Annotated in this window: 24 protein-coding genes and 1 pseudogene; 1 reads left to right on the top strand and 24 read right to left on the bottom strand. The window is 55.4% G+C overall.

Annotated elements, in window-relative coordinates:
• Positions 1-3 precede the first annotated feature (3 nt).
• The 24 genes and pseudogenes from flhB to ACUVSA_RS10695 form a co-directional block, all read right to left on the bottom strand.
• Positions 4-1,065 (bottom strand): flagellar biosynthesis protein FlhB, encoded by a 1,062-nt coding sequence (flhB, locus tag ACUVSA_RS10810; protein WP_445893154.1) that lies wholly within the window; start codon positions 1,063-1,065, stop codon positions 4-6.
• A 64-nt stretch (positions 1,066-1,129) separates the two neighbouring features.
• The gene (locus ACUVSA_RS10805; protein ID WP_445894816.1) at positions 1,130-1,903 is read right to left on the bottom strand and encodes a flagellar biosynthetic protein FliR; all 774 of its coding nucleotides are present in this window, start codon (positions 1,901-1,903) and stop codon (positions 1,130-1,132) included.
• 35 nt (positions 1,904-1,938) lie between these two features.
• The gene (fliQ, locus tag ACUVSA_RS10800) at positions 1,939-2,208 is read right to left on the bottom strand and encodes a flagellar biosynthesis protein FliQ (protein WP_445894815.1); all 270 of its coding nucleotides are present in this window, start codon (positions 2,206-2,208) and stop codon (positions 1,939-1,941) included.
• Between the two features lie 13 nt (positions 2,209-2,221).
• A complete protein-coding gene (gene fliP / locus ACUVSA_RS10795) occupies positions 2,222-2,992 on the bottom strand; it encodes a flagellar type III secretion system pore protein FliP (RefSeq protein WP_445894814.1) in 771 nt (256 codons plus the stop codon).
• Positions 2,989-3,294 (bottom strand): flagellar biosynthetic protein FliO, encoded by a 306-nt coding sequence (gene fliO / locus ACUVSA_RS10790; protein WP_445893150.1) that lies wholly within the window; start codon positions 3,292-3,294, stop codon positions 2,989-2,991. Before fliO ends, fliP begins: the two co-directional genes overlap by 4 nt.
• 4 nt (positions 3,295-3,298) lie before the next feature.
• A pseudogene (gene fliN / locus ACUVSA_RS10785) lies at positions 3,299-3,556 on the bottom strand (flagellar motor switch protein FliN); the annotation flags it as partial.
• 159 nt (positions 3,557-3,715) lie between these two features.
• The gene (fliM, locus tag ACUVSA_RS10780) at positions 3,716-4,702 is read right to left on the bottom strand and encodes a flagellar motor switch protein FliM (RefSeq protein WP_445894813.1); all 987 of its coding nucleotides are present in this window, start codon (positions 4,700-4,702) and stop codon (positions 3,716-3,718) included.
• A 15-nt stretch (positions 4,703-4,717) separates the two neighbouring features.
• Positions 4,718-5,218, bottom strand: coding sequence for a flagellar basal body-associated FliL family protein (locus ACUVSA_RS10775; RefSeq protein WP_445894812.1), 501 nt, complete (start codon positions 5,216-5,218; stop codon positions 4,718-4,720).
• A gap of 31 nt (positions 5,219-5,249) precedes the next feature.
• Positions 5,250-6,014, bottom strand: coding sequence for a motility protein A (locus ACUVSA_RS10770; RefSeq protein WP_445894811.1), 765 nt, complete (start codon positions 6,012-6,014; stop codon positions 5,250-5,252).
• Positions 6,015-6,506: 492 nt separating this feature from the next.
• Entirely contained in the window at positions 6,507-7,691 is a 1,185-nt protein-coding gene (locus ACUVSA_RS10765) for a flagellar hook-basal body complex protein (RefSeq protein WP_445894810.1), read from the bottom strand.
• 189 nt (positions 7,692-7,880) lie between these two features.
• Positions 7,881-8,597, bottom strand: a complete 717-nt coding sequence (locus ACUVSA_RS10760; protein WP_445894809.1) for a flagellar hook assembly protein FlgD — start codon at positions 8,595-8,597, stop codon at positions 7,881-7,883.
• A gap of 19 nt (positions 8,598-8,616) precedes the next feature.
• Positions 8,617-10,440: a flagellar hook-length control protein FliK gene (locus ACUVSA_RS10755; protein WP_445894808.1), complete on the bottom strand. Its 1,824-nt coding sequence runs from the start codon at positions 10,438-10,440 to the stop codon at positions 8,617-8,619.
• A gap of 976 nt (positions 10,441-11,416) precedes the next feature.
• Complete coding sequence (locus ACUVSA_RS10750) at positions 11,417-11,842, bottom strand: MotE family protein (protein WP_445894807.1); 426 nt, start codon at positions 11,840-11,842, stop codon at positions 11,417-11,419.
• A 259-nt stretch (positions 11,843-12,101) separates the two neighbouring features.
• Complete coding sequence (gene fliJ, locus ACUVSA_RS10745; RefSeq protein WP_445894806.1) at positions 12,102-12,557, bottom strand: flagellar export protein FliJ; 456 nt, start codon at positions 12,555-12,557, stop codon at positions 12,102-12,104.
• 11 nt (positions 12,558-12,568) lie between these two features.
• The gene (locus ACUVSA_RS10740) at positions 12,569-13,921 is read right to left on the bottom strand and encodes a FliI/YscN family ATPase (RefSeq protein ID WP_445892319.1); all 1,353 of its coding nucleotides are present in this window, start codon (positions 13,919-13,921) and stop codon (positions 12,569-12,571) included.
• A complete protein-coding gene (locus ACUVSA_RS10735) occupies positions 13,911-14,639 on the bottom strand; it encodes a FliH/SctL family protein (RefSeq protein ID WP_445894805.1) in 729 nt (242 codons plus the stop codon). The genes ACUVSA_RS10740 and ACUVSA_RS10735 overlap by 11 nt, the downstream gene beginning before the upstream one ends.
• Entirely contained in the window at positions 14,626-15,627 is a 1,002-nt protein-coding gene (fliG, locus tag ACUVSA_RS10730; protein WP_445894804.1) for a flagellar motor switch protein FliG, read from the bottom strand. The genes ACUVSA_RS10735 and fliG overlap by 14 nt, the downstream gene beginning before the upstream one ends.
• A 3-nt stretch (positions 15,628-15,630) precedes the next feature.
• On the bottom strand, positions 15,631-17,211 hold the full coding sequence (fliF, locus tag ACUVSA_RS10725) for a flagellar basal-body MS-ring/collar protein FliF (RefSeq protein ID WP_445894803.1): 1,581 nt from the start codon (positions 17,209-17,211) through the stop codon (positions 15,631-15,633).
• A gap of 26 nt (positions 17,212-17,237) precedes the next feature.
• Entirely contained in the window at positions 17,238-17,534 is a 297-nt protein-coding gene (gene fliE, locus ACUVSA_RS10720; RefSeq protein ID WP_445892315.1) for a flagellar hook-basal body complex protein FliE, read from the bottom strand.
• Positions 17,535-17,556: 22 nt separating this feature from the next.
• Positions 17,557-17,994, bottom strand: a complete 438-nt coding sequence (gene flgC / locus ACUVSA_RS10715) for a flagellar basal body rod protein FlgC (RefSeq protein WP_445894802.1) — start codon at positions 17,992-17,994, stop codon at positions 17,557-17,559.
• Positions 17,994-18,380, bottom strand: coding sequence for a flagellar basal body rod protein FlgB (gene flgB / locus ACUVSA_RS10710; protein ID WP_445892313.1), 387 nt, complete (start codon positions 18,378-18,380; stop codon positions 17,994-17,996). Before flgB ends, flgC begins: the two co-directional genes overlap by 1 nt.
• 427 nt (positions 18,381-18,807) lie before the next feature.
• Positions 18,808-20,199: a sigma 54-interacting transcriptional regulator gene (locus ACUVSA_RS10705; protein ID WP_445894801.1), complete on the bottom strand. Its 1,392-nt coding sequence runs from the start codon at positions 20,197-20,199 to the stop codon at positions 18,808-18,810.
• On the bottom strand, positions 20,196-22,586 hold the full coding sequence (locus ACUVSA_RS10700; protein ID WP_445894800.1) for a tetratricopeptide repeat protein: 2,391 nt from the start codon (positions 22,584-22,586) through the stop codon (positions 20,196-20,198). The genes ACUVSA_RS10705 and ACUVSA_RS10700 overlap by 4 nt, the downstream gene beginning before the upstream one ends.
• Before the next feature lie 545 nt (positions 22,587-23,131).
• Complete coding sequence (locus tag ACUVSA_RS10695; protein ID WP_445894799.1) at positions 23,132-24,163, bottom strand: peptidase U32 family protein; 1,032 nt, start codon at positions 24,161-24,163, stop codon at positions 23,132-23,134.
• Positions 24,164-24,817: 654 nt separating this feature from the next.
• Between ACUVSA_RS10695 and ACUVSA_RS10690 the strand changes: the two genes are divergently transcribed.
• Positions 24,818-25,435, top strand: coding sequence for a lipid-binding SYLF domain-containing protein (locus ACUVSA_RS10690; protein ID WP_445894798.1), 618 nt, complete (start codon positions 24,818-24,820; stop codon positions 25,433-25,435).
• The last annotated feature ends 80 nt before the right edge of the window (positions 25,436-25,515 follow it).

Genomic DNA, 25,515 nt, shown 5'->3' with positions numbered 1-25,515 from the left:
ATCCTATGGTTTAAGGCGACGTTGCTGATACACATAGGCCAGGACTTTGGCCACGGCCCGGTACAGGGTTTCCGGAATGACCTGTTCCAGCTTCACCTGATGATACAAGGCGCGTGCCAGAGGGGGATTCTGGACCACCGGAACGCCATGTTCACGAGCCAGCCGCACAATGGTGTGGGCGATCAGATTCATGCCTTTGGCTACGACCTTCGGGGCCTGCAGACCCTCTTGATAAAAAAGGGCGACGGCGTAATGGGTCGGGTTGGTGATCACCACCGTGGCCTTGGGCACCTTGGACATCATACGTTGCCGGGCCAGCGTTCTTTGAATGGAGCGGATGCGGGATTTGATCTGCGGGTTTCCTTCGGCCTGTTTGTGCTCTTCCTTGACTTCCTGCTTCGTCATCATGAGAGCCTTGGTGTACTGCCAGCGCTGATACAAAAAATCCAAAAACGCCAAAGGCACGAGAAACGCGCCGGCTTTCCACAAGAACCGAAACAAAATCCGCCCCGTCTCTCGTCCCATGTCCACCAGATCCATGTGGACCAGGGCGCCAAAGGACGGCTGTTCGCTGTCCAAGATCGTGTAAAGCACAGTGCCCACCAGAAGAATCTTGAAAAGGGATTTTGCGGTTTCCGTCACCATGCGCAGCTGAAAGAACCGCTTGAAGCCGTTCAGGGGATTCAACTTGGAAAGCTTAGGTTTGAGCGCTTCGGGCGCCAACAGAAAACCCTTGAACTGCACAAAATGAACGGCCACGACAGCCACCAGCACTGAGAACATGACGGGGCCTACCATGCGAAGAAACATAAGAAAAATCCAGGCCACCAAGGAACCGTCCGCGCTCCAGTCGCTCGAACCCCATAGCCCTTGAGCCCATAGCCTGTCCAAAAGTCCTCGAAAATGCCCCGGCAAAGCCTTGACTTGCACACAGGCCACTAGACTGCCCACACTGAGCACCGTCAGGGCCGTCAATTCCTGGCTTTTCGGCACATTGCCCTTGCGTCGGGCTTCCGCCAGGCGCTTTCCCGTGGGTTTTTCCGTTCTTTCTTGGACTCCCGCCATGCCTTTGCCTGCCTATGGGGATAGGAAGAATTCTTGACGCCTTCAAGTCAATGCATCGACGTCATCAGGACAGGCCGACGGCGCGAAAGAACTTGAGCAGCTCGGTCAGGGTGTTTGCCGTGAAGCCGGCCCATTCCGAAAGGGAAAGGAGGGCAAAGAGGATGCCAACCCCTATGGTGATGGGAAAGCTCACGATGAGGATATGAATCTGAGGGGAAAACTTGGTCACCACGGCGAAGCCGGCTTGCAGCACAAGCTGGGAGGCCATAATGGGGGCGGCGATTTTCAAGGCGATGACAAAGAGGCGTCCTGAGAGAACGAGCATGTGGTGCAGAATGTTGTGTGTGGGAAGAAAACTTCCGATGGGCACGGCCTGAAAGCTTTCCATAAAGGTGCGAAGGACCACCAGATGTCCTTCTATGGAAAAGAAAAAGAGCGTGGCCAGAATTTGCAGCCATCGGCTCAGCAAAACGTCATGATTTCCCGTCTGAGGATCAATCACTTCCGCCACGCCCAGGCCCATTTGAAAGGAAATGAGTTGGCCGGCCATGTGAAAGGCGCCGTAGATGATGTTCATGGAAAGGGCAAAGAGCGTGGCATAGATGAGTTCACTAAAGATCACGTTCAGAAGGGCCACGGGTTCCAAGGGAAGGGGGGGCACAAAGGGGGCGGTGACGGGCATGGTCATCACGGCCAGAGCCCACACGGCCCAAGCTTTGACCGATGTGGGTACTTGACGAGTGCGAAAGACGGGCAGAAGAAACAGCACCAAGCTGAAGCGCAGAAGCACGCTGAGGAAAATGCGAATCTGTATGGGGTCAATGGAAAGAGAAATCATTGGGCGCCATGGGCTCGTCTCGGTGTTTTTCCCTTTCAGCGAATCCAGTAGGGCATATTTTCCAAAAGAGTGCGGGTAAAGGACAGCATGCGGCTGGTCATCCATGCCCCGAAAACGAGCAGGGATAAAAAGGTGATGATGATCTTAGGCACAAACGTCAGCGTCATTTCTTGAATCTGTGTGACGGCCTGAAATAAACTGATTAAAACACCTACCACCAGGCTGGTGAGCAAGACAGGCAGACTCACCATTAACATGGTTTCCAGAGCCTGGCGGGCGAGACCGATGACGAATTCTTGCGTCATGGGCAGAAGTCCTTCAGGAGAAGCTCTTGACCAAGGAACCGATCAAAAGGTTCCAACCGTCCACCAACACAAAGAGCATGAGTTTAAAGGGAAGGGAAATCATCACCGGAGGAAGCATCATCATGCCCATGGACAGCAGCACACTGGCCACCACCATATCCAGCACCAGGAAGGGAATGTAGAGCAGAAAGCCGATTTGAAACGCCGTTTTCAGTTCGCTGATGACAAAGGCGGGCACTAGCGCTGCAAGGGGCACATCCTTGGGGTTTTGCGGCTTTTCCTGTTGCGTCAAGGACACGAAGAGTTTCAGGTCCTTGAGGCGCGTTTGTTTCATCATGAAGGCTTTAAGCGGGTCGACGGCCCTTTGCACAAAGGTGTCGGCATCGATGGCCTGATTTTGCAACGGCACCACGGCTTCCCGATGAATCTCCTGCCATACGGGCCACATGATGGAAAAGGTCAAAAACAGCGCGAGCCCCACGATGACCTGATTGGGTGGAGCCTGCTGCGTGCCCATGGCCGTCCTTAAAAAGGACAGGACCACCGCGATCCGCGTAAAGCAGGTCATTAAGAGTAAAATGGATGGAGCGATGGAGATCACGGTGAGCACAAAGACGATCTTCAACACACTGGAAACCTGCTCAGGTGCCGAAGGCTCATCCCAATGCAGTCGAAAAGCCGGAAGGCTGAAATCGGCGCTCCAGGCCCCCTGGGGGCTCCATAAGGTCGCCGTCAAGGCGATCACGATCAGGGCATGCAAGAAGATGGCTTTTCGAAGCCTCATGGAGCGCTGTCCTTTGCCGCTAAGACGTTGCTTTGCCCGGGGCTCTGCAGACCTACGGCTGTGAGATAGGTAAGCCCCTGAGGGGAAAGGCCAAGAAGCAGCGTTTCCTCCGCCACGCGCACGAGAAGCAGAGAATGCTTTGGCCCCAGGTATCGCCGTTCCAGGATGTGGATCCATCCCTTGTCCGAAGCCTTAAGGAATGTTCGACCCCAACGTCGAAAGGCGAAGGTGGCTCCCCAGAGCAAACCGAGAACCAGAGCGAGGGCGCCGAGGGTTTTGAGAATCTGTAATGGAAAGTCCATGGGATTATCCCAGCTGTTTGACCCGCTCCATGGGGCTGACAATGTCGGTGATGCGCACGCCGAACCTTTCGTTGACGACCACTGCTTCTCCACGGGCGACCAGACGATTGTTGACCAGAATCTCCAGGGGTTCTCCAGCGAATTTGTTCAATTCCACCACGGACCCTTGCCCTAATTGCAGGAGATCGTGAATAAGTATTTTGGCTCGGCCCAATTCCACGGAAACTTCCAACGGCAAGTCCAGAATAAATTCCAGGTCTCGAATGTCCTTCTTGAGAGCGGCGGCTCCACTTTCCCCTTCCTCGCTGTAAGCGACATCCGTGGAGACTGCGGACACCCGGGGCGCTTCCATGGGATCCAATTGAATGGATTCCTTGATGACGTTGGCATCAGCCATTGGTTCACTCCCTGCCTTATGCGTCTATTCGTAGGTTGATGTGATGAAATCGACGATTTTCACGGAGAGGTTGCCCTTGTGCACGCCAGCATAAGCTTTGTATTTGGGTACTTTTTCCACGCTGACCGTCAGAGGGTGGTTCACGTCTTGGTCCAAGACGATGATGTCGCCTTTTTCCAGTCCCAGAAGGTCTTGTCCTTTGATTTTCGTGCGCCCGAGATGCACGCAGATCTGCACAGGGATTTCCCGCAGCAGACGAATGAAGCGCCGAGTCCAGGAGTAATCTACTTCCAACTGGTCGCTTTGGTAACTGGCGGACAGTTTGGACCGAATGGGTTCGATGGTTGAATAGGGCAGGCACAAAATGATTTTGCCCATGACTGTATCCATTTCCAATTGGTAGTGGACCACAATCACCAACTCGGTCGGCGGCACAATGGTGGCGAATTGCGGGTTGACTTCCGAGCGCAAGAACTTGAAGGCCACCGGCGTCACGGGGTTCCATGCTTGTTCCAGATCCTTGAGGGCCATGCGCACCACCTTGTTGATGACGCGGTTTTCAATGGACGTGAAGTCCCGGCCTTCGATTTTAAAGCTGCTGCGGCCCGATCCCCCGAAAAAGCAGTCCACCAGATTGAAAATCAGTCGGCTTTCCACGACCAGAAGCACGTGTCCTCGAAAGGGTTCCATCTTGAGTACATGAAGGCTGGTGGGCACGGGAAGGGTTCGCGTGAAATCCCCAAATTTGATCATTTCCTGTTGGGTCACCGTGATATCCACCACCTTGCGCATGGCTCCGGAGAGGGTCACCCGATGGACGCGCGCAAAACGATCGTTGATAATTTCCAACGTCGGCATGCGGCCGCGAATGATACGGTCCTGACTCGTGAGGTCGTACGGCCGTATGCCGCTCTGCTCCTCGGCCGGCGCTGCTGTCTCCGCTTCGATTTCACCGTCGCTCAGCCCCTTGAGCAGGGCATCCACTTCGTCTTGGGAGAGGACTTGTTCCATGGCCCCGTTCCGCCGCTATTGCACCAGAAACTCGGTGAAATAGATGTCCAGCACTGTGCCTTTCTTGAGAACTCGATTCAAATTGTTGATTAAAGTCTTCTTGAGAGCCAGCTTTCCGGAGAGGCTGGAAATGTCATCGTATTCCTTGCTGGACAGAAGCATCAGAATGGAGTCTCGAAGCTCCGCCATGCGACTGTCGATTTCCTGGGAAACACTTTCGTTGTTGAGGCTTAGCTGCATGGTCACCTTGAGGTAGCGTTCTCCGCCCGGATCCGCCAGATTGACCAAGAATGTCTCAAGACTTTTCACGTTGACCTTCGCCGGTTCTGTCTTGGCCTCAACTTCTTGAGGCGTGGTTTCCTTGGCGAAAAACTTCGTATAGGCGAAGAAACCACCCCAGCCCAGCGCCCCCAAAGCCACAACGACGATAAGTATTTTTATAAGTGGAGACTTCTTCTTGGGCTGTTGCGCGACGTCGGGAGCCTGTTCTTGCTTTTCCTTTTTCTTTGCCGCCATGAGCTGACTCCTTATCCAGTGCTAAAGGCTTCTAATCAAACCGGCTTGTTCGAGCGCTTGGCGCCACGAAAGAGTGCAGCTTCTGTTCGATCACTCGAGGGTTTTCTCCATTGGCTACACTCAGAATGCCGCTGATGATCATCTCTTTGACCAGAGTTTCTTCTTGGCTTCGCTTTTTCAGTTTGCCCGCCATGGGAAGGCAGACCAGGTTGGCTGCCACGGCACCATAAAAAGTGGTCAAAAGAGCCACGGCCATGGCCGGCCCGATGGTGCTGGGATCATTCATAGTGCTCAGCATCTGCACAAGGCCGATCAAGGTGCCGATCATGCCCATGGCCGGAAAGAACGTGGCCATGGTCGTCAGAATTTCGGCACCGGATTTGTGCCGCTCTTCCAAGTAGGAGATTTCGGTTTCCATGATGTCTCTGATAGCGTCCGGTTCCATACCATCAATGGTGAGTTGCAATCCCTTGATCAGAAAAGGGTCATTCAGGGTCGGGAGCTCAGATTCCAAGGCGAGGATGCCTTCCCGACGCGATTTGTTGGCAAATTCCACAAAACGATCCACCACCTCTTGGGTGCTCCAGACTTTGGTGAAAAAGACGTTTTTGACAACTTTCACGACGCTGAGCACATCGGCTAAAGGGTAATTAATCATGGTGGCGCCGAGTGTGCCTCCGAAAACAATCATGACGGATGGAATATTGATGAAAAGGCCAAGACTACCTCCCATCATGATGGAAACCACCACGAGAGCAAAGGCGGAAACGATACCCACAATCGTTGCAATGTCCATAAAGTTCCACGCCCCTCGTTGTTCGAACCCCGGGTCCAGTGATTCTTGAGCTTCGGCGGCGACCGCCATCGCCTACGATAGCAAGGCCCGCGCCAGGAGGACGCACACAACAAAACGGCCGTTTTAAGGAATCCTCTAGGTGTTGAGAAGCCTGAGCATCGTCAAAGGATTGACGAGAGGATGTCCCGGAGAGCGTGGCCGAGAACAGCTTCGGTAGGAGCGGCGCATGCCGCGATTCCTTATCATCGCGCCTTGTGGCGCTTCGACGGCATCGAGCCGAAAGGACGCGGGAAAGCCATTGTCAGACAGGCTCCATGGAGCCAGTCTGAGAACTTGCCTGTCTCGGCTTATGGGCTCACAATTTTAATGAGTTACAAGGCCGCATCTGGCGAAAACTTGCATTCTCGGAGGGCCTCCTTGGGCCGCATCGGCCCGGAACACAAAAAACCCCGGCGTGGCCGGGGTTTTGCCATGCAATATGAAAAATCTTCGTTAACGTACCATGTTGACGGCGGTGTTCAGCAGGTCGGCGGAGGTGGTGATGGTTTTGGAATTGGCGTTGTAACTGGCCTGGTACGTGATCATGTTCACCATTTCCTGGGCGATATCCACGTTGGATCCTTCGATGGTGGAACTGAAAACATTGCCGCGGATGCCGTCATTGGCCGTCCCGTGAATGGGGAACTTGGACTCGGGGCCTTGGGTGAAGAGGTTGTTGCCTTGGCGGATCAGTCCGTTATTGTTGGCGAAGGTGGAAACGCGCAGTTGCGCATTCAAAACGGGCTGGGGGTCGTTGGAGGTGGCCATCCAATTGTCTTTAGTCCAATTGTTCCCACTGGCAAGGGTCGCGCTGACATCAGCAATGGTGTAATAGCCCGGCTCGGCATCGGGGCTGATGCCGTTGAGATCGGGTGTGCCATCGCCGTCCAGGTCCACATCGGTCAAGGAGAATTCCGAGAGATTGATCGCTCCTTGAAAAGCGTCCATCTCGCCATCGCCGTTAGTGTCGGTGTTGAATTGCAGGTGAAACGTGTTGTTTTGGCCAACCGTTAAGACCAGTTCCGTTCCGTCATTGAGGGTAATGGTCACGTCACTACTGTTGACGGGATCCTTGATGTAGACGCTGCCATAGGCCTTGGGTGATTGATTGGCGTTAGCCGCATAGATCACCACTTGAGAAGGGTCTGTGGGCGTCCCCCAAATTTGGCCGTTGCTGTCCACATAGTAATTGCTGAAACTCGGATCACTGGGATTGTCCACCTTGATGGCATTGCCATCCCGGTTGAGCACGCGATAGCCCAGTTCGTTGACCAGATAACCGTCCTTGTCCATGTGAAAGCTGCCGTCTCGCGTATAGTAAACTTTGGTGGTTCCCGGCACCTGAAGGCTGAAGAATCCTTCGCCGTTAATGGCGACGTCGGACCAGCGCGTGGTGCTGATGAGCGGACCTTGGGCAAATTCCGTGACGATGCCCATAATGGCCGTGCCCGACCCCTCGCGGTCCGAATCCTGGGACAGGGTGGAGTAGTACCCCGCCACGAGGTCTCCAAAGCGCACACTGTTCGCTTTAAAGGCCGTGGTGTTCACATTGGCGATGTTGTCGCTCACCACCGTCAAAGCGGTGGCGCTGGCGTTAAGTCCACTGACGCCGATGTTCATGGCTTGACTGATGCCCATAAGAAACCTCCTTATGCATCTTTGGTTGATTTCGTCCAAAAAGCGACGTGGTCTGCTCCCATGCTTGTCCGATTTCTTCAAACACGCTATTGTAAAAACCACGCGTGCCGCGGCTTGTTTTTTGCCCGTCGCGGGGCTCCTTCAGCAGAGAATCCAGATCTCCTCGAAAACCCCGCTCTTGGCACACCGCTAAACCGCCGCCTCCTGCGCCGTTTCATCGACTTTCGGCGGTGTTTCGATGGTGGTGATGAAGCTCACCGGCACACGCAGTCCTCCATTGTGATCCAAGACCACGTAATTGACGCCTTGCTCCATGACAAATCCACAAACTTCCCCCGTGACCAGCGGCTGCACAGGAATGGTTTCCCCGGAAGCGCTCGTGGCCTCCACCGAAAAACTGTATGTGCCGTTCGGCAAGGCCTTGCCCTGATCATCCATGCCATCCCAAGTGAATTCGTGGCGGCCGGGTTCGAGGGATGCCAAAGTCAGGGTACGGACCGTCTTGCCGGCGCTGTCGGTTATGGTCACTTTCACTTGGGCTGCGCTATCCAGATTAAAGCCGGCTCGAGAAACCGTGCCGTCCTTCAGTTGCAAACGATTGTCTTGAGCGACAACGGTTTTTCCAAGCAGTTGCACGCCCATGGCGTTGTTGATGGAGATCAAGTAATTTTGTTGCGCCTGCAGCTGAGTGTTCACCCTGGTGAGCTGTTCCACGGTGCTGAATTGGGCTAGTTGGGCCGCCATTTCATAAGCGGCCATGGGATTCGTGGGATCCTGATGCTGCAACTGTGTTGTAAACAGCATCAAAAAAGAGTTCATGTCCGACAGATTTCTCGCACCCACCATATTGGCGGCCGATGCGGCCAAGGCGTCTTGGGTCAAGGCGGGGACGGATGCCACGGCCATGATCTTCCTCCGTGATTGCCTACACACGGACGCTTAGGAGTGCGGCGGGATTGCCGTCCATCACGTGCAGGGTGGGCATGGTTTCTTCGGGTTTTTCGTTCAAAGACGCCGCGACAGGGGCGGGTTGAACATTCGGCAGCCACAGGGCGTCGTCTTCGCGAGAAAAAGGCGTGTTGCTGTGGCGGACATCCACGGAAAATTGCATCAATTGCAAGCCGTGGTCCGCAAGAATGTCCCGCAGTGAGGCCGTGTTGCTCTGAAGAATTTCCCGCACCACCGGATGTTCCGTCTGAACCAAAGCACTGACGTGGGTGCCGTGGGTTTCGACCCTGACAAGGAGCTTGCCAAGGCTTTCGGGCTGCAGTTCTAGAGTCATGGAGTTTTTGCCGCCGCGCGAAAGAAGCGAAAGCCGGTGGCCCAATTCCTGAGGCCATTCCGGCTGTTCCAAGGACAAGATTGTGCGGGTTTCCAACGCTTTGTTGGGGGTGGTCGAAGCTGGCGAGAAAGGAGAAAGGATGGGGCCGCCAAAAGAATCTTGGAATAACGGACGAAAGTCCCCCTCATGAAAAGGAGGCGAAGGATCGCCAAAGGGCGTAGCATTTTCGCCTGAGGAATGAGCGCCGTTGAAGTCTTCGCCCGCCAAAGCGCCCTTTATCTCAAAGAGATCTCGCACCACTTCGACGGGCAGGGAGTCCGAAACCTGGGAAGAATCTTCCACCAACTCACCGCCGACGTCCATGGAAAGGAGGTGCCGGGAAACCATTGCGTTCACCTGAGGCGCTGATGGGGTTTCCGGAAGTCCTCCAAGCTCTTCCAGAAGACCGGGCTTTTCCGCCGGGAGATCCTGCGGAGCGGGTCGGTTCCATAGAAACGGTTCAATTTCCGCAGCGAGGGTTTCAGGCGGTTGCGCAGCATTTGGCTGAGATTGATCGGTGAGGTGGAAAACAGGGCTCCATGGCTGAGTAAAACCTTGCGGCGAAGACCCGACCTGTGGGGCAAGGGCCTGCGCAGGCATCGACGCCATGCCGGTGGTTTTTTCTGTGGCAGGCGGCTGAACGGATGCAACAATCCCCGTTTCATTTTTTGAAGTCTGCAGATCCTGCAGCTCTTGGCTCTCCAAGGCGCAGGAATCCAATGATGCGGTCATACCGGTGCCGCGCGTTTTTCGGTCATCGTTGAGTTTTGCGCCGCGGGGGTTTTCTCGATCCACGGGCCGCCTAGTTTCTTGGTCACTGGAGGTGTGCCATAGCCTGAAAGGCGTGGATTCCGAGTCCATCATAAAGTCGTCTTTAATGGCGTCGGCGACACCGGGAGGGCCCATCCGATCGGGCACATCTCCATTATCACTGGGGGGCGAAGAGGCCGCGGCGCCGCTTTTAGCCTTTTCCAAAGAGGCTTGCTGCGCTTCTGCCGAAGCCAGAAGGTTTTTCAGGGTTGCTGCCAGGTCCTGGCGGTCATCAGCGAGGGTCCACGCAAAACCATCCACGTTGGGCACTGCTTTGTGCTTGGTGTCGGACCATCGAATGGCGCGAAGCAGCTTTCGAAAGTCTTCAGCCGATACCTGCTCTTGCCCAGAGTCGGCGGGGTGCTCGTTGGAGCTGCGTTCGAGCATCGCAATCAGTTCCTCGAGCGCCAGGGCGCCTTCGTCGCCAGTGAGGGTGGCGGCTTTTTTGGTTTGATCCGCTGGCGCGTAAAACAGGGAAAGAATTTCCTGAACCAGCAGCGGATCGGCCACTTCCAGGTGCGGTTTCTCGGCTGTTTCACCCCCGAGTCGCTTCTTGAAGCCCGAAGAAGGAACTCGATCGAGACTCAGGAAAAGCCTCGGAGCCTGAGCGGAAGCCACGGGGCCTTGTTGACCTTTCGAAAAAGGCCCACCCAGGAGTTGGCTTTGTTGCTGCAATGCCGACGCAAACGTAGAAGATTCCAAAGAGCGGCTGATCCTTTGCCTCTCTTTGGCAACAAACCGACTGACAAGTTCTGCTCGCCCGACGGAAAGTCCCTTCATGTGCGTCCTTTTCTTTCAGGGATTCAGCTTGAAACTCAAAAGCGCACCGCAAGGCGCGATCAGGAGTCGTCTTTTAAGATGCGCCGGCGAAAGGCATTCTCAGACACGCTCCTGATCTTTTGCCATCCATTCCGAGCATTGCCTGTGGCAAGGGCTATGCCAGAACACATGGGCACAGAAAGCGTAGTAAATCCAGGGCATTGACATTTGATCTCTTAGGTGAAGCTTCAGTGGAAGGGGAAATTTTTTCTTGGACACCCAGCAAGAGTTGCCCGGTAGGGAGTCGGCCTAGGCCTGTCTGCTCTCGCGCACTTACGCATAGCCCGCATCAACGAGCATGTAGGGGTAGGGTTCGTCGATCTGCTGGTTGGCAGGGCGGGAGAACTGGCGCAGCCGCCAGCGCCTTTTCACTGCGGACGGAGCGCTCCAAAAAAACCGTCGAGAACGCCCCGCCGGGGTCGCGCAGCACGCGCGGTTCGATCTTGCGGACAACCTTTGACCATGATCCCCCAAAGCCTTGAAATCCTTTCGGGCTTTTGCTGACTTTTCAACAGCCTACCCTACGGAACATGACACTCGCGTTTCCAGGTTAATGCTCCACGCAGCCCGAGCTTGGCCGAAAAAGCAACCTGCCGGAGCCCTTGGCTGCAATGAGAATGAGGATTGGCGATGTCCAGGGACTTGAGACAGGGAGAAGGAATCGCGTCTTATGGTACGCTTTGACACAAGGCTGTTTTGTCGCCCGGATGGTGCCTTTTTCTGCGGGAAAACAGCGCCTTGATTTAAGATTGGCTAAGATTGGCGATCCGTGGCCTCAGCGCGCGGTGAGGGCTCGGGAAAGCTTGGCGGCTTTTTTCGTCTCCATGGAGGCGAGAATCTTGGCCACCTGATCTGGGCTCATGAGGCTGATGACCTTGACCGCAAGGGACTCTTCCAGAGTTTCCAAAAGCTGGCTGGCATCTTTGGGCTTCATGTTTCCATAGATCTTGGCCAGGGCTTGAACCTGGGCGTTTCGAGCCTGTTCCCGTTCTTCTCGAAAGGCCTGAATTTCTTGCTGCGCCTGTTTGATTTTGTCTTGAACGGCAATGAGTTCTTTCAGGCGGTTTTCGATTTCTTTTTCCATCTCTCGAAGCCGCGCTTCCCTCTCCTTAATCTCCATTTCCTTGGTTTCCAGAATCTTTTTTTGTTCTCGAAGGGCAGCCCATGTTTCCAGAGTCACAAAATGATCCTCGCTTTCCACTCGTGGCGCCTTCGTGTGGGAAGCTGGTGGCTCGGCCACAGCAGGTGGTGAGGCCGCAGCAGGGGTTTGTTGAGCGTGCACTTCGGGAACGCTGATGGAATGGGTGGGCCCCGCGAAGCTGAAAATGTGGCTGGGAAACAGGCGAACCGCCGTGATGGTCGTCTTGCCGGCAGCCAGGAGCACCAGTAACGCTAGAGTGAGCTTGATGAAGGGGCGTTTTTCTCGGTCCTTTGGCGCATGAGCTTGGTGGCGAGAGGGGCTAGGGGAAGTTTCGCATGAGGGGGTCAAGATCGAGCCGGACTCCGTAGGCATCGAGTTTCTTTTGTTCGCGTTTTTTCTGATCCCTTTGAAACTTTTCATAATCGACCTCTTGCAACCGCTCTAGCTTTTTCACCTCTCGGTCTTGTTCCATGAGCCGCTTTTGCTTTTCGTGAACAACGCGCCAGGCGCGCTCCCTGGCCGTTTTCAATTGTAGCAATCGCCGTTCCAGGTCCGAAAGGTAGCGCTCAAAAGCCAGATGTTCCCCCAGGGGCAGCCCTTCCGTGGTGCGTTGTGCCCAACGATGCCGACAATTTTCCAAAGCGCTTGCCGTTTCAGCCAGCAGTCGGTCCATATGGGATGCCTGTTCCACGGCGCGGGCCAAGGCCACTTGGGCTTCGCGAAACTGCACCCGGCGGTGCTCCAAAAGCTTGGCAAATCGATAGACGAAAACCACGGCGCTTTTCCCTACTGTTCTTCAAAAAGGGCTTGCAAGGTTTGATGGGCTTCTTCAAGGGTGCAGCATTGTTCCACAGGTTGTTTGAGAAAATCGTTGAGCTTGTCAATCATTTGAATGGCATAATCCGTCGGGGGATGGCTTCCTCGTACGTAAGCCCCGATTTGAATCATGTCCTCACTGCGTTTATAGTCCGCCAGAATCTCGATAAAGCGGGTGGCTAGATTCTTGATCTGAGGATGCAGAATGCGGTCCGTCAAACGACTGACGCTTTTTAAGGGATCGATGGCCGGATAGTGGCGCCGGTGCGCCAAATCCCTGTCCAGCACGATGTGCCCATCGAGAATGGAGCGCACGGTGTCGGCAATGGGATCATCCAGGTCGTCGCCTTCCACAAGGACTGTGTAGATTCCCGTTATGGAGGCTTTGTCAAAGCTTCCTGCCCGTTCCAGAAGTTGGGGCAGCAGTCCGAAGACGCTGGGAGGATATCCCTTGGTGGCCGGAGGTTCTCCGGCGGCCAGGCCGATTTCTCGGGCGGCCATGGCAAACCGTGTCACCGAATCCATCATAAAGAGAACGTCCATTCCCTGATCTCGAAAGAATTCCGCCACGGCACAGGCCACATACGCGGCGCGCACCCTTAAGGTGGCCGGCTGATCCGATGTGGCGACGATTACGACGGAACGACGCCTTCCCTCTTGGCCCAGCTCGGAATCCAGAAATTCGTTGACTTCGCGGCCTCGTTCCCCGATGAGCGCGATGACATTGACAGGGGCCGATGTGTAGCGGGCCATCATGCCTAGCAGGGTGCTTTTGCCCACGCCCGATCCGGCAAAAATGCCCATGCGTTGCCCCTTGCCGATGGGCAGCAAGCCGTTGATGGCGCGAATGCCTACATCCAACTGTTGCGAAATGATGGGCCGGTTCAGGGGATTGGGTGTGCTGGGACGCAAGGGATAGGGGATCCCGTCCACAATGGGGCCGGCGCCGTCCAGAGGCTGGGCCATGCCATCGATGACGCGGCCCAGCAACTGCAGCGAGACCAGACAGGAAGAGAATTTGGCATCCACGGTGACACGATCCCCCGGCGCCAAGTTCCGAAGGGGCGAAAGGGGGCTCAGCTTCAAGCGTCGTCCCACAAAGCCCACGGTTTCGGCCACCACCGGCTCCGCGTTGTCTTTGGGAAAAATCCGACAGATATCCCCCACCGTGGCTTCCAGCCCTACAACCTCAATAAGGTTTCCCACGACGGCGGACACCTTGCCGTAAGTTTTCCATAGCGGTGCCTGGGAGACGCGGGAAAGGACACCGTTTAGGCTGAGCCTGTCATGGTGTGGAACGGAGGTGGCGTTTTCAGGAGGCATGGCTGAAAAGAACCTCCCGGAGGTTTTCCAGGCGTGTTTCCACTAGGGCATCAATCTCCTGCAGCGCACTTTCCACGCGGCAGCCGCCCCGCTGAATGCTTGAATCAACTGTGACTCGAAAAGGACTCTGTCCTAGCGGCGGGGGCGAGAGCCATCGTTCCAACACGCCGTGTTTCTCCAACAGATCGCGATCGTTGGGATGGAGAACGATGGTGATCGCCTGGGATCGATCCATCTGTTCCAGAATATGATCCACCAAGCTTTCCAGGACCTTCGGATTGATACCGACCGCCGCCGTCAAGAGATGCCGGCTGAGGGTTAAGGCCGCTTCAAGGAGCCAGTGGCGATACTCGCGGAGCACCTGCTGATGCATCTGCTCCAAAGAGGTGGCCAAAGTGTCCAAGCGTTCACGAACCTTCTCAACGGCGCTGGCTCCAAACGCGTAACCATCCCTTTGTCCCTGTTCATACCCCTTTTGATAGGCTTCTCTTTCCAGTTCTTCCGCGCGCCTTTCGGCTTCCAGAAGGCGCAGTCGAACCAATTCCTCCAGTTCATCCAAGGGGTTTTTGGCTGCCGCTTCCGCCGAATCTTCCGGGGGCGACGAAGCTTCGGATGACTTTAAGCCGCATTCCCGTGAAGATTCCAGGTCAAAGGTTTCAAAGGAGAAACGGGACACGTTGGCACGGCCGGTTCCTTTAAGCACCTTAAACGAGGGCATCGCCGCCGTCTCCTCTGGCCAAAATGAGCCGACCTTCTTTTTCCAGTTTTCGAGCCACATTCAGGATGTTGCGTTGCGCCGCTTCCACGTCGCTGAGCCGAACCGGGCCCATGACTTCCATGTCTTCCGTGAGCATTTGCGCGGCGCGCTGGGACAGGTTCTTCAGGACCTTGTTCTTGACGTCTTCCGAGGCCGTCTTGAGGGCCAAGGTGAGGTCTTCGTTGGTGATTTCCTTGAGCAGCTCTCGAATGCCCTGATCGTTGACGTTCACGAGGTCATCGAAGACGAACATGAGATTACGGACACTGTCAGCCAGTTCTGCATCGTAGTCTTCCAGGGCCTGAAGGATGCCGTCGCTGGTGCGGCGGTCACAGCGGTTGAGAAGTTCCGCTACGGTTTGTACGCCTCCGACCACCTTGTAGCCTTCCTCGGCCATGGACAGGAGTTCCTTTTCCAGCGCCTCGTCCACTTCGCGCAACAAGTCCGGAGGGACCGTTTCCAGCGTCGCGATGCGTTTGGTCACTTCAAACTGAAGGTTGTCTGGAAGAAGCGACAAGATTTCGCTCGCCTTTTCATGTTCCAGGTGCACGAGGATAATGGCAATGGTCTGTGGGTGTTCATTCTTGATGAAATTGGCGAGAACTCGAGAATCCACATCCTGAAGGTTTTTGAACGGCACTTTGTTATTTTCTTCTTCAATTTTGCTCAAGACCGCTCCGGCTTCTTCCGGCGGCAAGACGGCGGGCAAGAGCTTTTTCAGCAGAATGTTTCCAGGAACCTGAACCGCGGGTTCCTTTTCCAGGTGTTGAAGGAACTCTTTGAGCAGTTCATCGACGGTTTCTTTGGTCACATTTTCCATGCGGGCCATTTGGGATCCGAGCCTTTGGATTTCCTGAGGGGTCAGGTTCCTGAGAATTAGGGCTGAGCCGACCTCGCCCAGAGCCAAAAGCACCGCCGCCGCTTTTTGCACACCCGTCAGCTTGGCCATGGCTTACGCCTCCTCCCGCATCCACGCTCGAATGACCTGTGCCGCCTGCATAGGGTTTTCCTGAACAAGGGCCACCACTTGATCGCGCAGAGGAAGAACGCGCGGCCCTTCGATGAGTTCTTCGGCTGCTCCTTCTGGAAGGGCAGGGGACGTCTGAGCCCCTGCGCCTTCTTCGCCCATCTTTTGAAAGCGCTTCATGAAGGGGCGCACGACGAAGAGAAAAACCAGCAGGGTCAGAAGCACGTTGAAAAGAAGTTGCTGGTGTTTTTTGAGGAGTGCAACATATTTGTTGGCCACGGAAACCGCGCCCACATTTTGTTCTTCCGCAGCAAAAGCCACGTTGGAAACCGTCACCTGATCGCCTCGAGCCTCGTCAAATCCCACAGCCTTTTTGACAAGATCCTCCAGGGTTTTGACTTCCTGAGGGCTTCGGCCCACGAAGACCCTTTCCGCGCTCCCGTTTTGTCCCGGCTGCGTCTGATAAGGTCCGTCCACAATGACGGCCACGGAAAGTTTCTTAATAGTCCCAGGTGCTCGCAGAATCTGGCGGCTCACCCGGTTGATTTCGTAATTAACGGTCTCTTTTTGACGATTGAAAATTTTTGACTGTTTTTCTTCAGCTTGCAAAACGTTGCCTTCGATGTTGATTGGGGCGTCCGGATTGCCTCGCGCCTGGGGGGCCGCGCCTTGCGAGTTTTCTAAAGTCTTTTGCTGGCTGCGCACCACCGCGCTGTCCGGATCATAGATGTCTTCGGCGATTTGCAAGCGACTGAAATCCAGTTCCACGGAGACCTGTGCCGTGACCTTGTCGGCGCCCACCACGCGGGCGAGCATGCCTTCCACCTTGGATCGCAGGTCTTCTTCGAGACGGTTCTTGATTTCCAGTTGCGTGGGGCTCATGGACTGATCATCCGCAGATCCTTCCTTGCGGTAAAAAACCTTGCCATCGGTGCTCATGATGGTGACGTTTTCAGGATCCAAGCCTTTGACGGCACTGGATACCAAATGAGCCACGGCTTGCAACTGTTTGGCGCCCAGTTTGGATCCCGGTTTGAGCTTTAAAAAGACGGAGGCTCGTGCCGGCTTCTGGTCTTCTTTAAAAAGGGTTTCTTCCGAAAGGGTCAAGTGCACCCGGCATTCCTGCACTTCTTCCATCTGGGCGATGGTTCGAGCCAATTCCCCTTGCAGGGCCCTCTGGTAATTGATCTGCTGCACAAATTCCGTGCTGCCCAAGCGCTGCTGGTCAAAGATCTCAAAGCCCATGCCCGATCCTCGAGGCAGCCCTTCCGAAGCCAGCACCAAGCGGGTTTCATAAAGCTTTTCCTTGGGGACCGACACAGCATGGGATCCCGAGAGCTTGTAGGGGATCTTTTTTTTCCTGAGCACATCGACGATGGAAGCCAGCTCGGTCTCCGACAGATCGGACAGCAAAGGCGCATATTCGACCCGATTGACGGCGTAAACCAAATACCCCAAGCTTCCTGCAAGAAGCACAATCGAACCGATGGACAGGATTTTCTGGGGCAAAGAAAGGCTTGTAAAGCTCCGGCGCGCTTGGGTGAAAAGAAGCCGAAGTTTCTCCATGGATCACCAGACTCCTTTTCCCGGGACTAGAATTGCATTCGCATGATTTCCTGATAAGCTTCCAGGGCCTTGTCCCGAAAACGCACCAGCATTTTGAGGCCGATTTCCGCTTCTTGAAGAGCGATCATGGTTTCATGAATGTTTTCCGCGCCGCGCAGGGCCCCGTTTTTCATCGCTTCTTCGGCTTGGTTTTGCAGCTCATTGGTTTGGTGCACGGCGGCCTTGAGTTCCTCCCCAAAGGAAGGCCCTTGTCCCGGTGCGGTTTGGCCGGGGAGCGGCTCATAAGGGCTGTGGATCGGACTCCAAGGCTTTTCGATGCGCATGGACTCTGCCTCCTAATGGGCCTCAGCGGCCCAGTTCCAGGGCCCGAAGGGCCAGGGTCTTGGCCGTGTTGAGGGCGGCCAGGTTGGCTTCATAGGAACGGGCGGCGTTGAGCATGTTGGCCATCTCCTCCACAGGATTGATGTTGGGCATTCGCACCATGCCGTCGGCGTCGGCATCCGGATGGTTGGGGTCGTAGACCGTCTTGAAGTCCCGCCCATCGGGCACCACAGCCGATACCTCCACGCGCTCCAGTTCCCCTTCCATGGCCTCTCGAAGGGCGGCCTCAAAGCTCTCGTCCTGCGGCACACTCTCGAAGATGAGGGTTCGCCGCCGATAGGGGGTGCCTTCAGGCGTTCGGGTCGTGTTGATGTTGGCCAAATTGGCCGAAAGTACATTGATCCACGCTCGATGCGCCCGAAGCCCCGAAGCGCTGATTCTCATGGCGGTTTCAAAGTCCATCAGCGGCCTCCTTCAATTGCCGTGCGCAACAGGCTGAATTTCTTGTTGAGCATGGTCAGAATAAACTGGTACTCAACACTGTTATGGGCCAAAAGCACCATCTCGGTATCCAAATCCACAGGTCCGGTTTCCACCATTTCCGGCTGTTTCATGATTTCTTCCACCGAGCTGGGATCCCGATGGGCTAGGGAAGTTTTCACCAAGGAAACAGTATCTTCCTCCAGCGACTCCTTAAGCGCGTCTTCAAAGGAAAGACGCTTGGCCACATAGCGAGGCGTGTTAATATTCGCCACATTGGCCGCCACCACCTTTTGGTTGAGGGCGTTGAGGTTGAGCCGATCCTGCATGAGGCTCACCGTGCGATCAATGGGATGCACATCCGCCATTGGACTTCCTCCTCCTGAACTGTCCTGCCATCGACGATCCAATCCCCCTAGAAGCAAGGCTCATACCAGCCACGCCATGCTCCGACATCCCTTGTGTGTCTCAAGGCCTTGTCGAAAAGGGTTTTCCGAGGGATGTGGACCGTCCCCGCCGCATCGCGAAGGCACGGTGGGCAAAATACTGGGAGTCTGTCCGAAAATGGCTTTTCGGGCCCGTTCTCATTTCATTCTGTAGGAGCGCCACAAGCCGCGATAAGGCGTCGTAGCTCGCGCCGCTCCGACTGCAGGTGTTCTCGAACAGGCTCCTGAATCAGAGAGCCGCATTTTTGGCTTCTTGGGCATTGACATGCGTTCAAGAAGGCCCTAAGGGTCGCCAGAAGATTGACGCATGCTGATCCTTTGAACCGTGTCAAGAAAATGGCGAGCCGTATTAATAATTGTCGGGAAGGTCTTGGGCGTATTCGTGGAGTTTGTTCCGGAGCGTGCGGACGCTGATGCCCAGAATATGCGCGGCTCGAGTGCGGTTGCCGTCGGTGTCGGCCAGGGCTTTTTGAATCATGCGCCGCTCCATTTCCTCAAGGCTCATGAGGGGCAGGGGCGACGCGTCCTGCGGGGTTTCCACAGGATCGAATTCCAGGTCTTCGGGTTCCAGGACGGGGTTATCGGAAAGGAGCACCGCCCTTTGCAGCACGTTTTCCAGTTCCCGAACGTTTCCGGGCCACGGGTGGTCTTGAAGTTTTTTCAAGGCCTGCGGTGAAGCTTTAACCGTGGAGGTGCCGAGGGTTTGTTGAAAGCGTTGGAGGAAGTGATTCACCAAAACGGGGATATCGTCCAGGCGCTCCCGCAGCGGGGGGATCTTCAGAGGGATCACGTTCAGGCGGTAGTAAAGGTCTTTGCGAAAGCGTTGTTCTCGAACGGCGGCGGCCGCATCCACGTTCGTGGTGCTGACGACGCGGACGTCGACGGGCACAGGATAGCGCCCTCCCAACCGATCGATTTCCCCTTCCTGAAGGACCCGCAGAAGTTTGGCTTGAAGGTGGATGGGAATCTCTGTGATTTCATCCAGAAGCAGTGTTCCTTGATGAGCCAATTCAAACTTACCTTTTCGCAGGCGATTAGCTCCCGTAAAGGCGCCTTTTTCATAGCCGAACAATTCGCTTTCCAGAAGGTTTTCCGGAAGCGCCGCGCAATTGACCGCCAGAAACGGACCCCGCGCTCGGCGACTATGGCGGTGGATGAAGCGGGCGAAGAGTTCCTTGCCCGTTCCGCTTTCTCCCTGAATGAAAACCGTGGCATGGCTTGAGGCCACCTTCAGGGCGATGCTTTTCAATTTCAACATGGCGGGATTGCTGGTGACAATGTTGTCACCGGAAGTCGTCGACGGTACCCTTTTCCTGGTCTCGTTGGCTTTGCGGCGTTCTTCAAGCCACAGCAAGGTTTGTTGCACGCGCTCCTCATCGACGGGAAGCACCCAAAAATCCTGAGCACCCCTCTGCATGGCCTGCACGGCGTCTTCTAAGCAGGGTTGAGGGCTGAGCACGATAACGGGAAAAGGATCGTCCAGGGACTGAACTTTTTCAAGAAACTGCAGAGCGTCCTTGTTCGAGTCGTTCAAGGTGACAAAAACCACGTAGGGCGGGTCTTCGTGCACAAGAGCCCAGGCGTGGCTGAGGGTCCGCACCACAGTGCAACGGTGCCCCAGGTTTTCCACCACATGGCGCAGTGATTCCCCGGCTGTGGGCTGGCTTTCTAAGAAGGCGACGTGCATTGTTTTGGGCGTCCCTTTTTTTAAGATGCGGCGTTGCGCGTCGTCGGCAATCATGAGGCGTTCACATCTTTTTCCAACGTCCAGAAATTCCATGGGCGCAGCTGAAGGTAGTCAAGTTTCTGCTTTGCGGCGGTTTTCCACAGCTCTTTGGACGATTGCAGAAGATCGGAGAGGATCTTTTCAGCCTCTTCCCGCTTGCCCTGTTCGAGCAGCAGGGAAGCCTTTTCGTAAAGGAGCTGGTTGCGCAGGTCCTCTGAGCGCACTTTCTGTATCCCCTGGTCCAACAATTGAACGGCCTGATCGTACATGCGGTTTTTCTGCCTGTATCGACTGGCTTTGAGGCTTAGGACCACGAGCAATGAAGCATCCTGCCAGTCTGAAGTGCCAAAAGAAGGTTCAGCCCATGTCATGGCCGCCTCATCCTTTTCCATCTCAAACAAGCTGAGAGCCACCATGGCCGCCACATTTGCCGGGCAATGGGCGACGCCGCCACGGCGCTTGGCGAAAGACTCGCCGACGCGAAAGACGGTGGGATAATCCTTTCTGGCAAAGGCGATGCGGATCAAGAGCATTTCCTTGGCATCCACAACGGCGGGGTCGGTCAGAGACAGGCACAGGGCATGGGCTTTTTCCAAATTGCCCATTTCATAGGCCATGCGGGCGACGGCCAGTTGCCATTGCTGCTTGGGGTCTTTTTGAGCAAGATTTTCGTAAAGGCCCATGGCTTCTGCATAGAAGCCCAGCGCTTCATAGGCCTGAGCCACATACACCAGCGCCTCAAGCGCCTCGCCGTCTTGAAATGCAAAGGGGTCTTCCGAATACAAAGACAGTACGCCCTTGGCATCTTTCGCTTCAAAACGTTTCTTTACGAGCGCCTGCAGAACCTTGCGACGAAGGAGGCGCAGGTCGTCGTTAACGGGTGCCTTCTCAGCCGATTTCAGAACATTGTCGATGCGTTCCAGACTTTTTTCGTAGTGTCCCGCCGCAAACTCCCCATAGGCCAACTTGAACTGCACAAAGTGTTTCAGAGGTCCCTTAGTTAGCCGAAACTCCAGGTCGCCGTAAATCTTGAAGGCCTCCTCCTGCAATTCAGGGCCCTGGGTTTCATAAAACTCGGCTTTGCGAAGCCGCCCGATGACATCCCCTTCGGAATCGGGGTAATGCACTTGAATATAGGCAAAGAGTTTTTCCGCCTGCGTGCGATTGCCTTCATGAAGGTAGGTTTCAGCGATGCGCGCCAGCACGATGTCCTTGTCCGGAATGTCGGAGGCCAAATTGATGTATCGCATCAGAAAGGAGCGACTGGCCGCTGGATCCTTTAGGGCGAAGGCAGCCTCACCCAGTGTTCGATCGATTTCCGGTTTTTCTAAGTAGGCGTCCGGATGTTCTTCGAGCAGGCGCTTGAGCAGATGCAGGGCTTCAGCCGCCTTTCCCGATTGCAGGTATACCTGCGCTGTACCCCACCGCGCTCGAAGGAACTCGGGAGTTGTCAAAGAAAATCTTTCTGCCTCGCGATACGCTTTGAGGGCGTCGATAAGATTTCCCCGGCTTGCCTGGATTTCTCCCAGACGAAGCCACGCCGAGCCCGTGAACTGGTCTTGAGGATGTTCGTCAATGAGACGCTGGTAGAAGCGTTCCGCTTTTTTCACATCTCCGGCCCCATCCAAAGTCTGGGCCATACGCAACAAGGCTGAAGCCCGCCGAGGATTCCCGGGATCCTTTTGAAGGGCGTTTTGATAGGCGGCTAAAATCTGTTCTGCCGTCTGCGGAAGGCCGCTTCGAAGCTCCTCGTAGGTCAAATCTGCCATGTCGTATAGGGACTGAGGTTCGATGGAACGGGTGATCTTTGCCGAGGGCGTGCTCGTCGTGGGTTGAAGGGGCTTGAGTGGGGGCACGGTGTTGGAGCTGTTAGAGGCTAGGGCTTCGCCACTGGAAGCAGAAGGCGGCGGCTCAGGAGTCCTCTTGGTCTTTTCCGCTTCTGATGCCTCCTCACGGGGCACAGGCTTATCGCTTTTTTCATAGGCCCATGAAAACACGCCGGGCAATCCAAAGTCGATCACCAGGTGATAGCCGTCGGGTGCGCGAAGCGTGTCCTCCAGGGTAAAAATTTTCGCTTCAAGGAGCGGAGCCTTGAGGTAGACCTCCAAAACGGCCGACGATCCTTTGGATACCCACTGCAGTTTTTGAATTCTTCCTCGAGGTCGTGGAGAAAGGGCCTTTTCCCCCTGGGGAGTTTCCACCCTATCAAAGGACACAACCCATTTCTGGGGCGATTGACGTTCAACGTTCAGGGAGCGATCCCCCTGGCAGTCCAGCACAAGTCGTGTGTGTGTCGGGTGAAGACCAATGCGAACGCCATGCACGACGGTGCTACTCCACCCCGGAACAGCCAAGCTTGTCAAAATGGGCAAAACCAAAGCGCACACCGTCTTGTGACGCATGAGGATTTTTCCTCTCAACCGCCTTTGACCACTTAACCACGGACACAAAAACAACGCACCACAGCCACCCGTTTCAAACGTCGGGTTCGAACGTCAGAACGGTTCGCCGATTTTTGTGGACCGTCCCCCTTCTCGATCTAGCAACCGGTATACCAGACTGAAATGAGGCCACGGCTTCATGGAAGACGGTGTAAACTCAAGCGGACCGTTTTCCGGGTTTTCAAAGGCCACGCTTGCGCCAACGCGCGGCTTCAAGGGCTTTTGCCACGACACCGGTGTTTGCAGCAGACAAAACCCCTGTGGAGGGCAAACGCCATGATTCTGGCAAGGGATGGCTCGAATAAGCCGTCAAGGAATTGACGATACTGACCTTAAGGTTTTCGGGTGGAAGAATGAGGACAGCCCCATGGAGTATCGCGGCGTCGCCGCACCATCAGGTGGCCTTCTTGGAGGGCCCTGGGCATGGGCGCCGGAGTGTCGCGTGCGGCGCTCGTATATCCACGAAGTGGAAAAAGACGTCCAAAAGGCATGCACAAAGCGGGTTCTTAGGCGAAAAGCCCTTTGATGTTTCGATGGAGTTCCCGTGTTTTTTCCATTCGCGCCCGGTCTCGGTCCAGAGCGATGGCGTCCAGTTCTTGTTGCAGTGGAAGAAGGTGTGGATCGTCGTGCGGTTTTCCGGCGCGATGCGCATCAATCAGGGCGCGGTACAGGGCGATCATGCGGCTGATCAAGCTGACGGCATATTCTCGGCCTTGAACCTTGAGCGTGGTCAGGCCGAGGTCCATATAATCCCAGAGTTCCTTGCCGTTGATGGCAAAAGCCACATTAGGATGACGGCGAATGCGCTCGTTGATGCTTTGAATTTCCTGATCACTTCGCCCGCGCTTTTTGAGTACCTTTTCCCTCTGCTCGTCGGTCAAAAGGCACAGACGAAAACAACTGCCGCTTCGATCAGGCCAGCCTTCATATTCCACGATTTCATTGCCGTCTTCGTCATAATAGATCTTCTTGATATAGGAGTCACTGATGAGTTCGTGAAAGCTGCAGTTGCCCACGCCCCCCACGCAGCGATTGCCATGAATCAGGACTTCCGTGCCCACACCTTCCGCATCGGCGTCGCCCTTGAAGCGGCGCAGTTTTTCCACGGTGTCGATTTCCGTGCTGGCCACAATCTGATGCACACCGTAGGCTTTGTACTGAGCGATTTGAGAGCGTGTTTGAATGTTGCAGCCCACACTGGCATGGATCACAAGTTGAGGAAAATTTTCCGACACCATCTGCATGACCGCCGGGGTTTTGACGATGACACCTTCGGCACCCCATGCGGCGTACTTGGCGATCTTCTTCAGGGCGAGCATGCGCTTGTCTTCGGGAATTTCCGCGTTCAGCGCAACGCGAATCTTGCCGCCAAAAGGTTTGGCCATCTCAATGGCTTCCCAAATTTGAGAATCTTCCATTTCCCATGCGCATTTGCGGCGACTGAAACCTTTCGAGCCCACGTAGACCGCATTGGCTCCGCTTTTCAAAACCCCTTCCACCATTTCAAGACTGCCGCCCGGGGCGAGCAGTTCGTTCATGGGGCGCCTCCTTTGATCTTTAACTGCCGCTCACAACAGAATGAGATAGATTTGGCAGTTAAGTGTTATCCTACAAAACCAGCGTCTAAAATGCAAGATCCTCGCAGGCCTTAAGAAAAGGCTGACACGGGGCGTCCTTAGGGGGCTGTCCGAACGTGTCCGAGCTAACCCGAAACGAGGCGACAAAACCACTGGCAGACCGGGTCCTAAGGATCCGCCTATCCCAACTAAAGGAGCGCGACCTTGCGCTCCGAAAGTTTACGGACCATCAGAAGGCCGTCCCTTGGAAAGGCATGGCGCGATGATGCTTGGTAGCCCACATGAGCTTTACGGAATCCTTCGACTGCATTTTCGGACAGGCCCCTTGTGAAGCTTGAAAAAAGCTTTTCGCACAAGCTTCCATGAACAAGACTCCTTCCGACGCAAAGGAGCCTATGGTGAAAAAGCTTGGAGCCCTGCGTGGGTCCATGGCATAAAAGAATAAAAAATGCATGGGCACTGCGGGTCCTGGTGAAAACCTCCCCGGCCCGCCGATCAACCGACACGGATTCCGACTTTCGCGAGGCTGTGATGCAAAGAAAGGTTGCAATCCTGGTTGCGGCCGTGATGGCTGCCGCCTGGCTGAGTGTGTTGCCGGTTTCGAAGGTTGGGGCCATGAGCGCCCCGGAGGCCCTTGTGGAACGGGCACGGGTGACCCTGGACAGTCTGACTTCCGATCCTAACTTCTCATGGCTCAAGAACTATCTCAAATACGCTCGAGGCGTGCTCATTGTTCCCCAGTTTCTCAAAGGGGGATTTATTATCGGCGGGTCCGGAGGGTCCGGGGTTTTTCTGGCCCGTGAGCCACAAACAGGCCGGTGGAGTGAGCCGGTGTTCTACACTTTGGTAGGGGCGAGTATTGGTTTGCAGATCGGAGCCAATGCCGCCGAGGTGTTGCTCATGGTGCGCACCGAGCGAGGCGTGGAAGCCTTTTATTCGTCCACCTTCAAGCTGGGGGGCGATGCTGCGGTGGCCGTCGGGCCCGTGGGGATGAGCATGGAAGGGGCAACGCCCCACAACCTCAGCGCGGATATTTTGTCTTTTGCCAAGGCCAAAGGCCTCTATGCCGGTTTGTCCTTGGAAGGATCAGTGCTCAGGGTTCGCAGCGATTGGAACCAACTCTATTACGGCAAAGCCGTTGGGCCCATGGACATTCTTATTCAAAAAGCCGTAAGTCACCCACGGTCTGCACCCCTTCAACAGCGGTTGGAGGCCATTGCGGCGGGCCGCTGATCCCGACGCCCGCCTGGGAGCCTGTCCGAGATGGTTATGTTCGGACACGCTTCTGACCGCTAGCGGCGCGGTTTACGGAA

This window comes from Desulfosoma sp., from assembly GCF_052743555.1.
The sequence above is the reverse complement of the archived record's forward strand: the minus strand, read 5'-3'. Positions and strand labels throughout refer to the sequence as shown.

Coding starts and splice junctions, on each gene's coding strand:
- fliG (WP_445894804.1), bottom strand. CDS start 15,627: ATGGCCAAGCTGACGGGTGTGCAAAAAGCGGCGGCGGTGCTTTTGGCT.
- flgB (WP_445892313.1), bottom strand. CDS start 18,380: ATGGCGGATGTGCATCCCATTGATCGCACGGTGAGCCTCATGCAGGAT.
- ACUVSA_RS10805 (WP_445894816.1), bottom strand. CDS start 1,903: ATGATTTCTCTTTCCATTGACCCCATACAGATTCGCATTTTCCTCAGC.
- flhB (WP_445893154.1), bottom strand. CDS start 1,065: ATGGCGGGAGTCCAAGAAAGAACGGAAAAACCCACGGGAAAGCGCCTG.
- fliP (WP_445894814.1), bottom strand. CDS start 2,992: ATGAGGCTTCGAAAAGCCATCTTCTTGCATGCCCTGATCGTGATCGCC.
- ACUVSA_RS10740 (WP_445892319.1), bottom strand. CDS start 13,921: ATGCCTCCTGAAAACGCCACCTCCGTTCCACACCATGACAGGCTCAGC.
- fliE (WP_445892315.1), bottom strand. CDS start 17,534: ATGCGCATCGAAAAGCCTTGGAGTCCGATCCACAGCCCTTATGAGCCG.
- fliM (WP_445894813.1), bottom strand. CDS start 4,702: ATGGAACAAGTCCTCTCCCAAGACGAAGTGGATGCCCTGCTCAAGGGG.
- ACUVSA_RS10695 (WP_445894799.1), bottom strand. CDS start 24,163: ATGAACGAACTGCTCGCCCCGGGCGGCAGTCTTGAAATGGTGGAAGGG.
- ACUVSA_RS10705 (WP_445894801.1), bottom strand. CDS start 20,199: ATGATTGCCGACGACGCGCAACGCCGCATCTTAAAAAAAGGGACGCCC.
- flgC (WP_445894802.1), bottom strand. CDS start 17,994: ATGGACTTTGAAACCGCCATGAGAATCAGCGCTTCGGGGCTTCGGGCG.
- ACUVSA_RS10760 (WP_445894809.1), bottom strand. CDS start 8,597: ATGGCCGTGGCATCCGTCCCCGCCTTGACCCAAGACGCCTTGGCCGCA.
- ACUVSA_RS10690 (WP_445894798.1), top strand. CDS start 24,818: ATGAGCGCCCCGGAGGCCCTTGTGGAACGGGCACGGGTGACCCTGGAC.
- ACUVSA_RS10775 (WP_445894812.1), bottom strand. CDS start 5,218: ATGGCGGCAAAGAAAAAGGAAAAGCAAGAACAGGCTCCCGACGTCGCG.
- fliO (WP_445893150.1), bottom strand. CDS start 3,294: ATGGACTTTCCATTACAGATTCTCAAAACCCTCGGCGCCCTCGCTCTG.
- fliF (WP_445894803.1), bottom strand. CDS start 17,211: ATGGAGAAACTTCGGCTTCTTTTCACCCAAGCGCGCCGGAGCTTTACA.
- fliQ (WP_445894815.1), bottom strand. CDS start 2,208: ATGACGCAAGAATTCGTCATCGGTCTCGCCCGCCAGGCTCTGGAAACC.
- ACUVSA_RS10770 (WP_445894811.1), bottom strand. CDS start 6,014: ATGGACATTGCAACGATTGTGGGTATCGTTTCCGCCTTTGCTCTCGTG.
- ACUVSA_RS10700 (WP_445894800.1), bottom strand. CDS start 22,586: ATGCGTCACAAGACGGTGTGCGCTTTGGTTTTGCCCATTTTGACAAGC.
- ACUVSA_RS10765 (WP_445894810.1), bottom strand. CDS start 7,691: ATGGGCATCAGTCAAGCCATGAACATCGGCGTCAGTGGACTTAACGCC.
- ACUVSA_RS10735 (WP_445894805.1), bottom strand. CDS start 14,639: ATGCCCTCGTTTAAGGTGCTTAAAGGAACCGGCCGTGCCAACGTGTCC.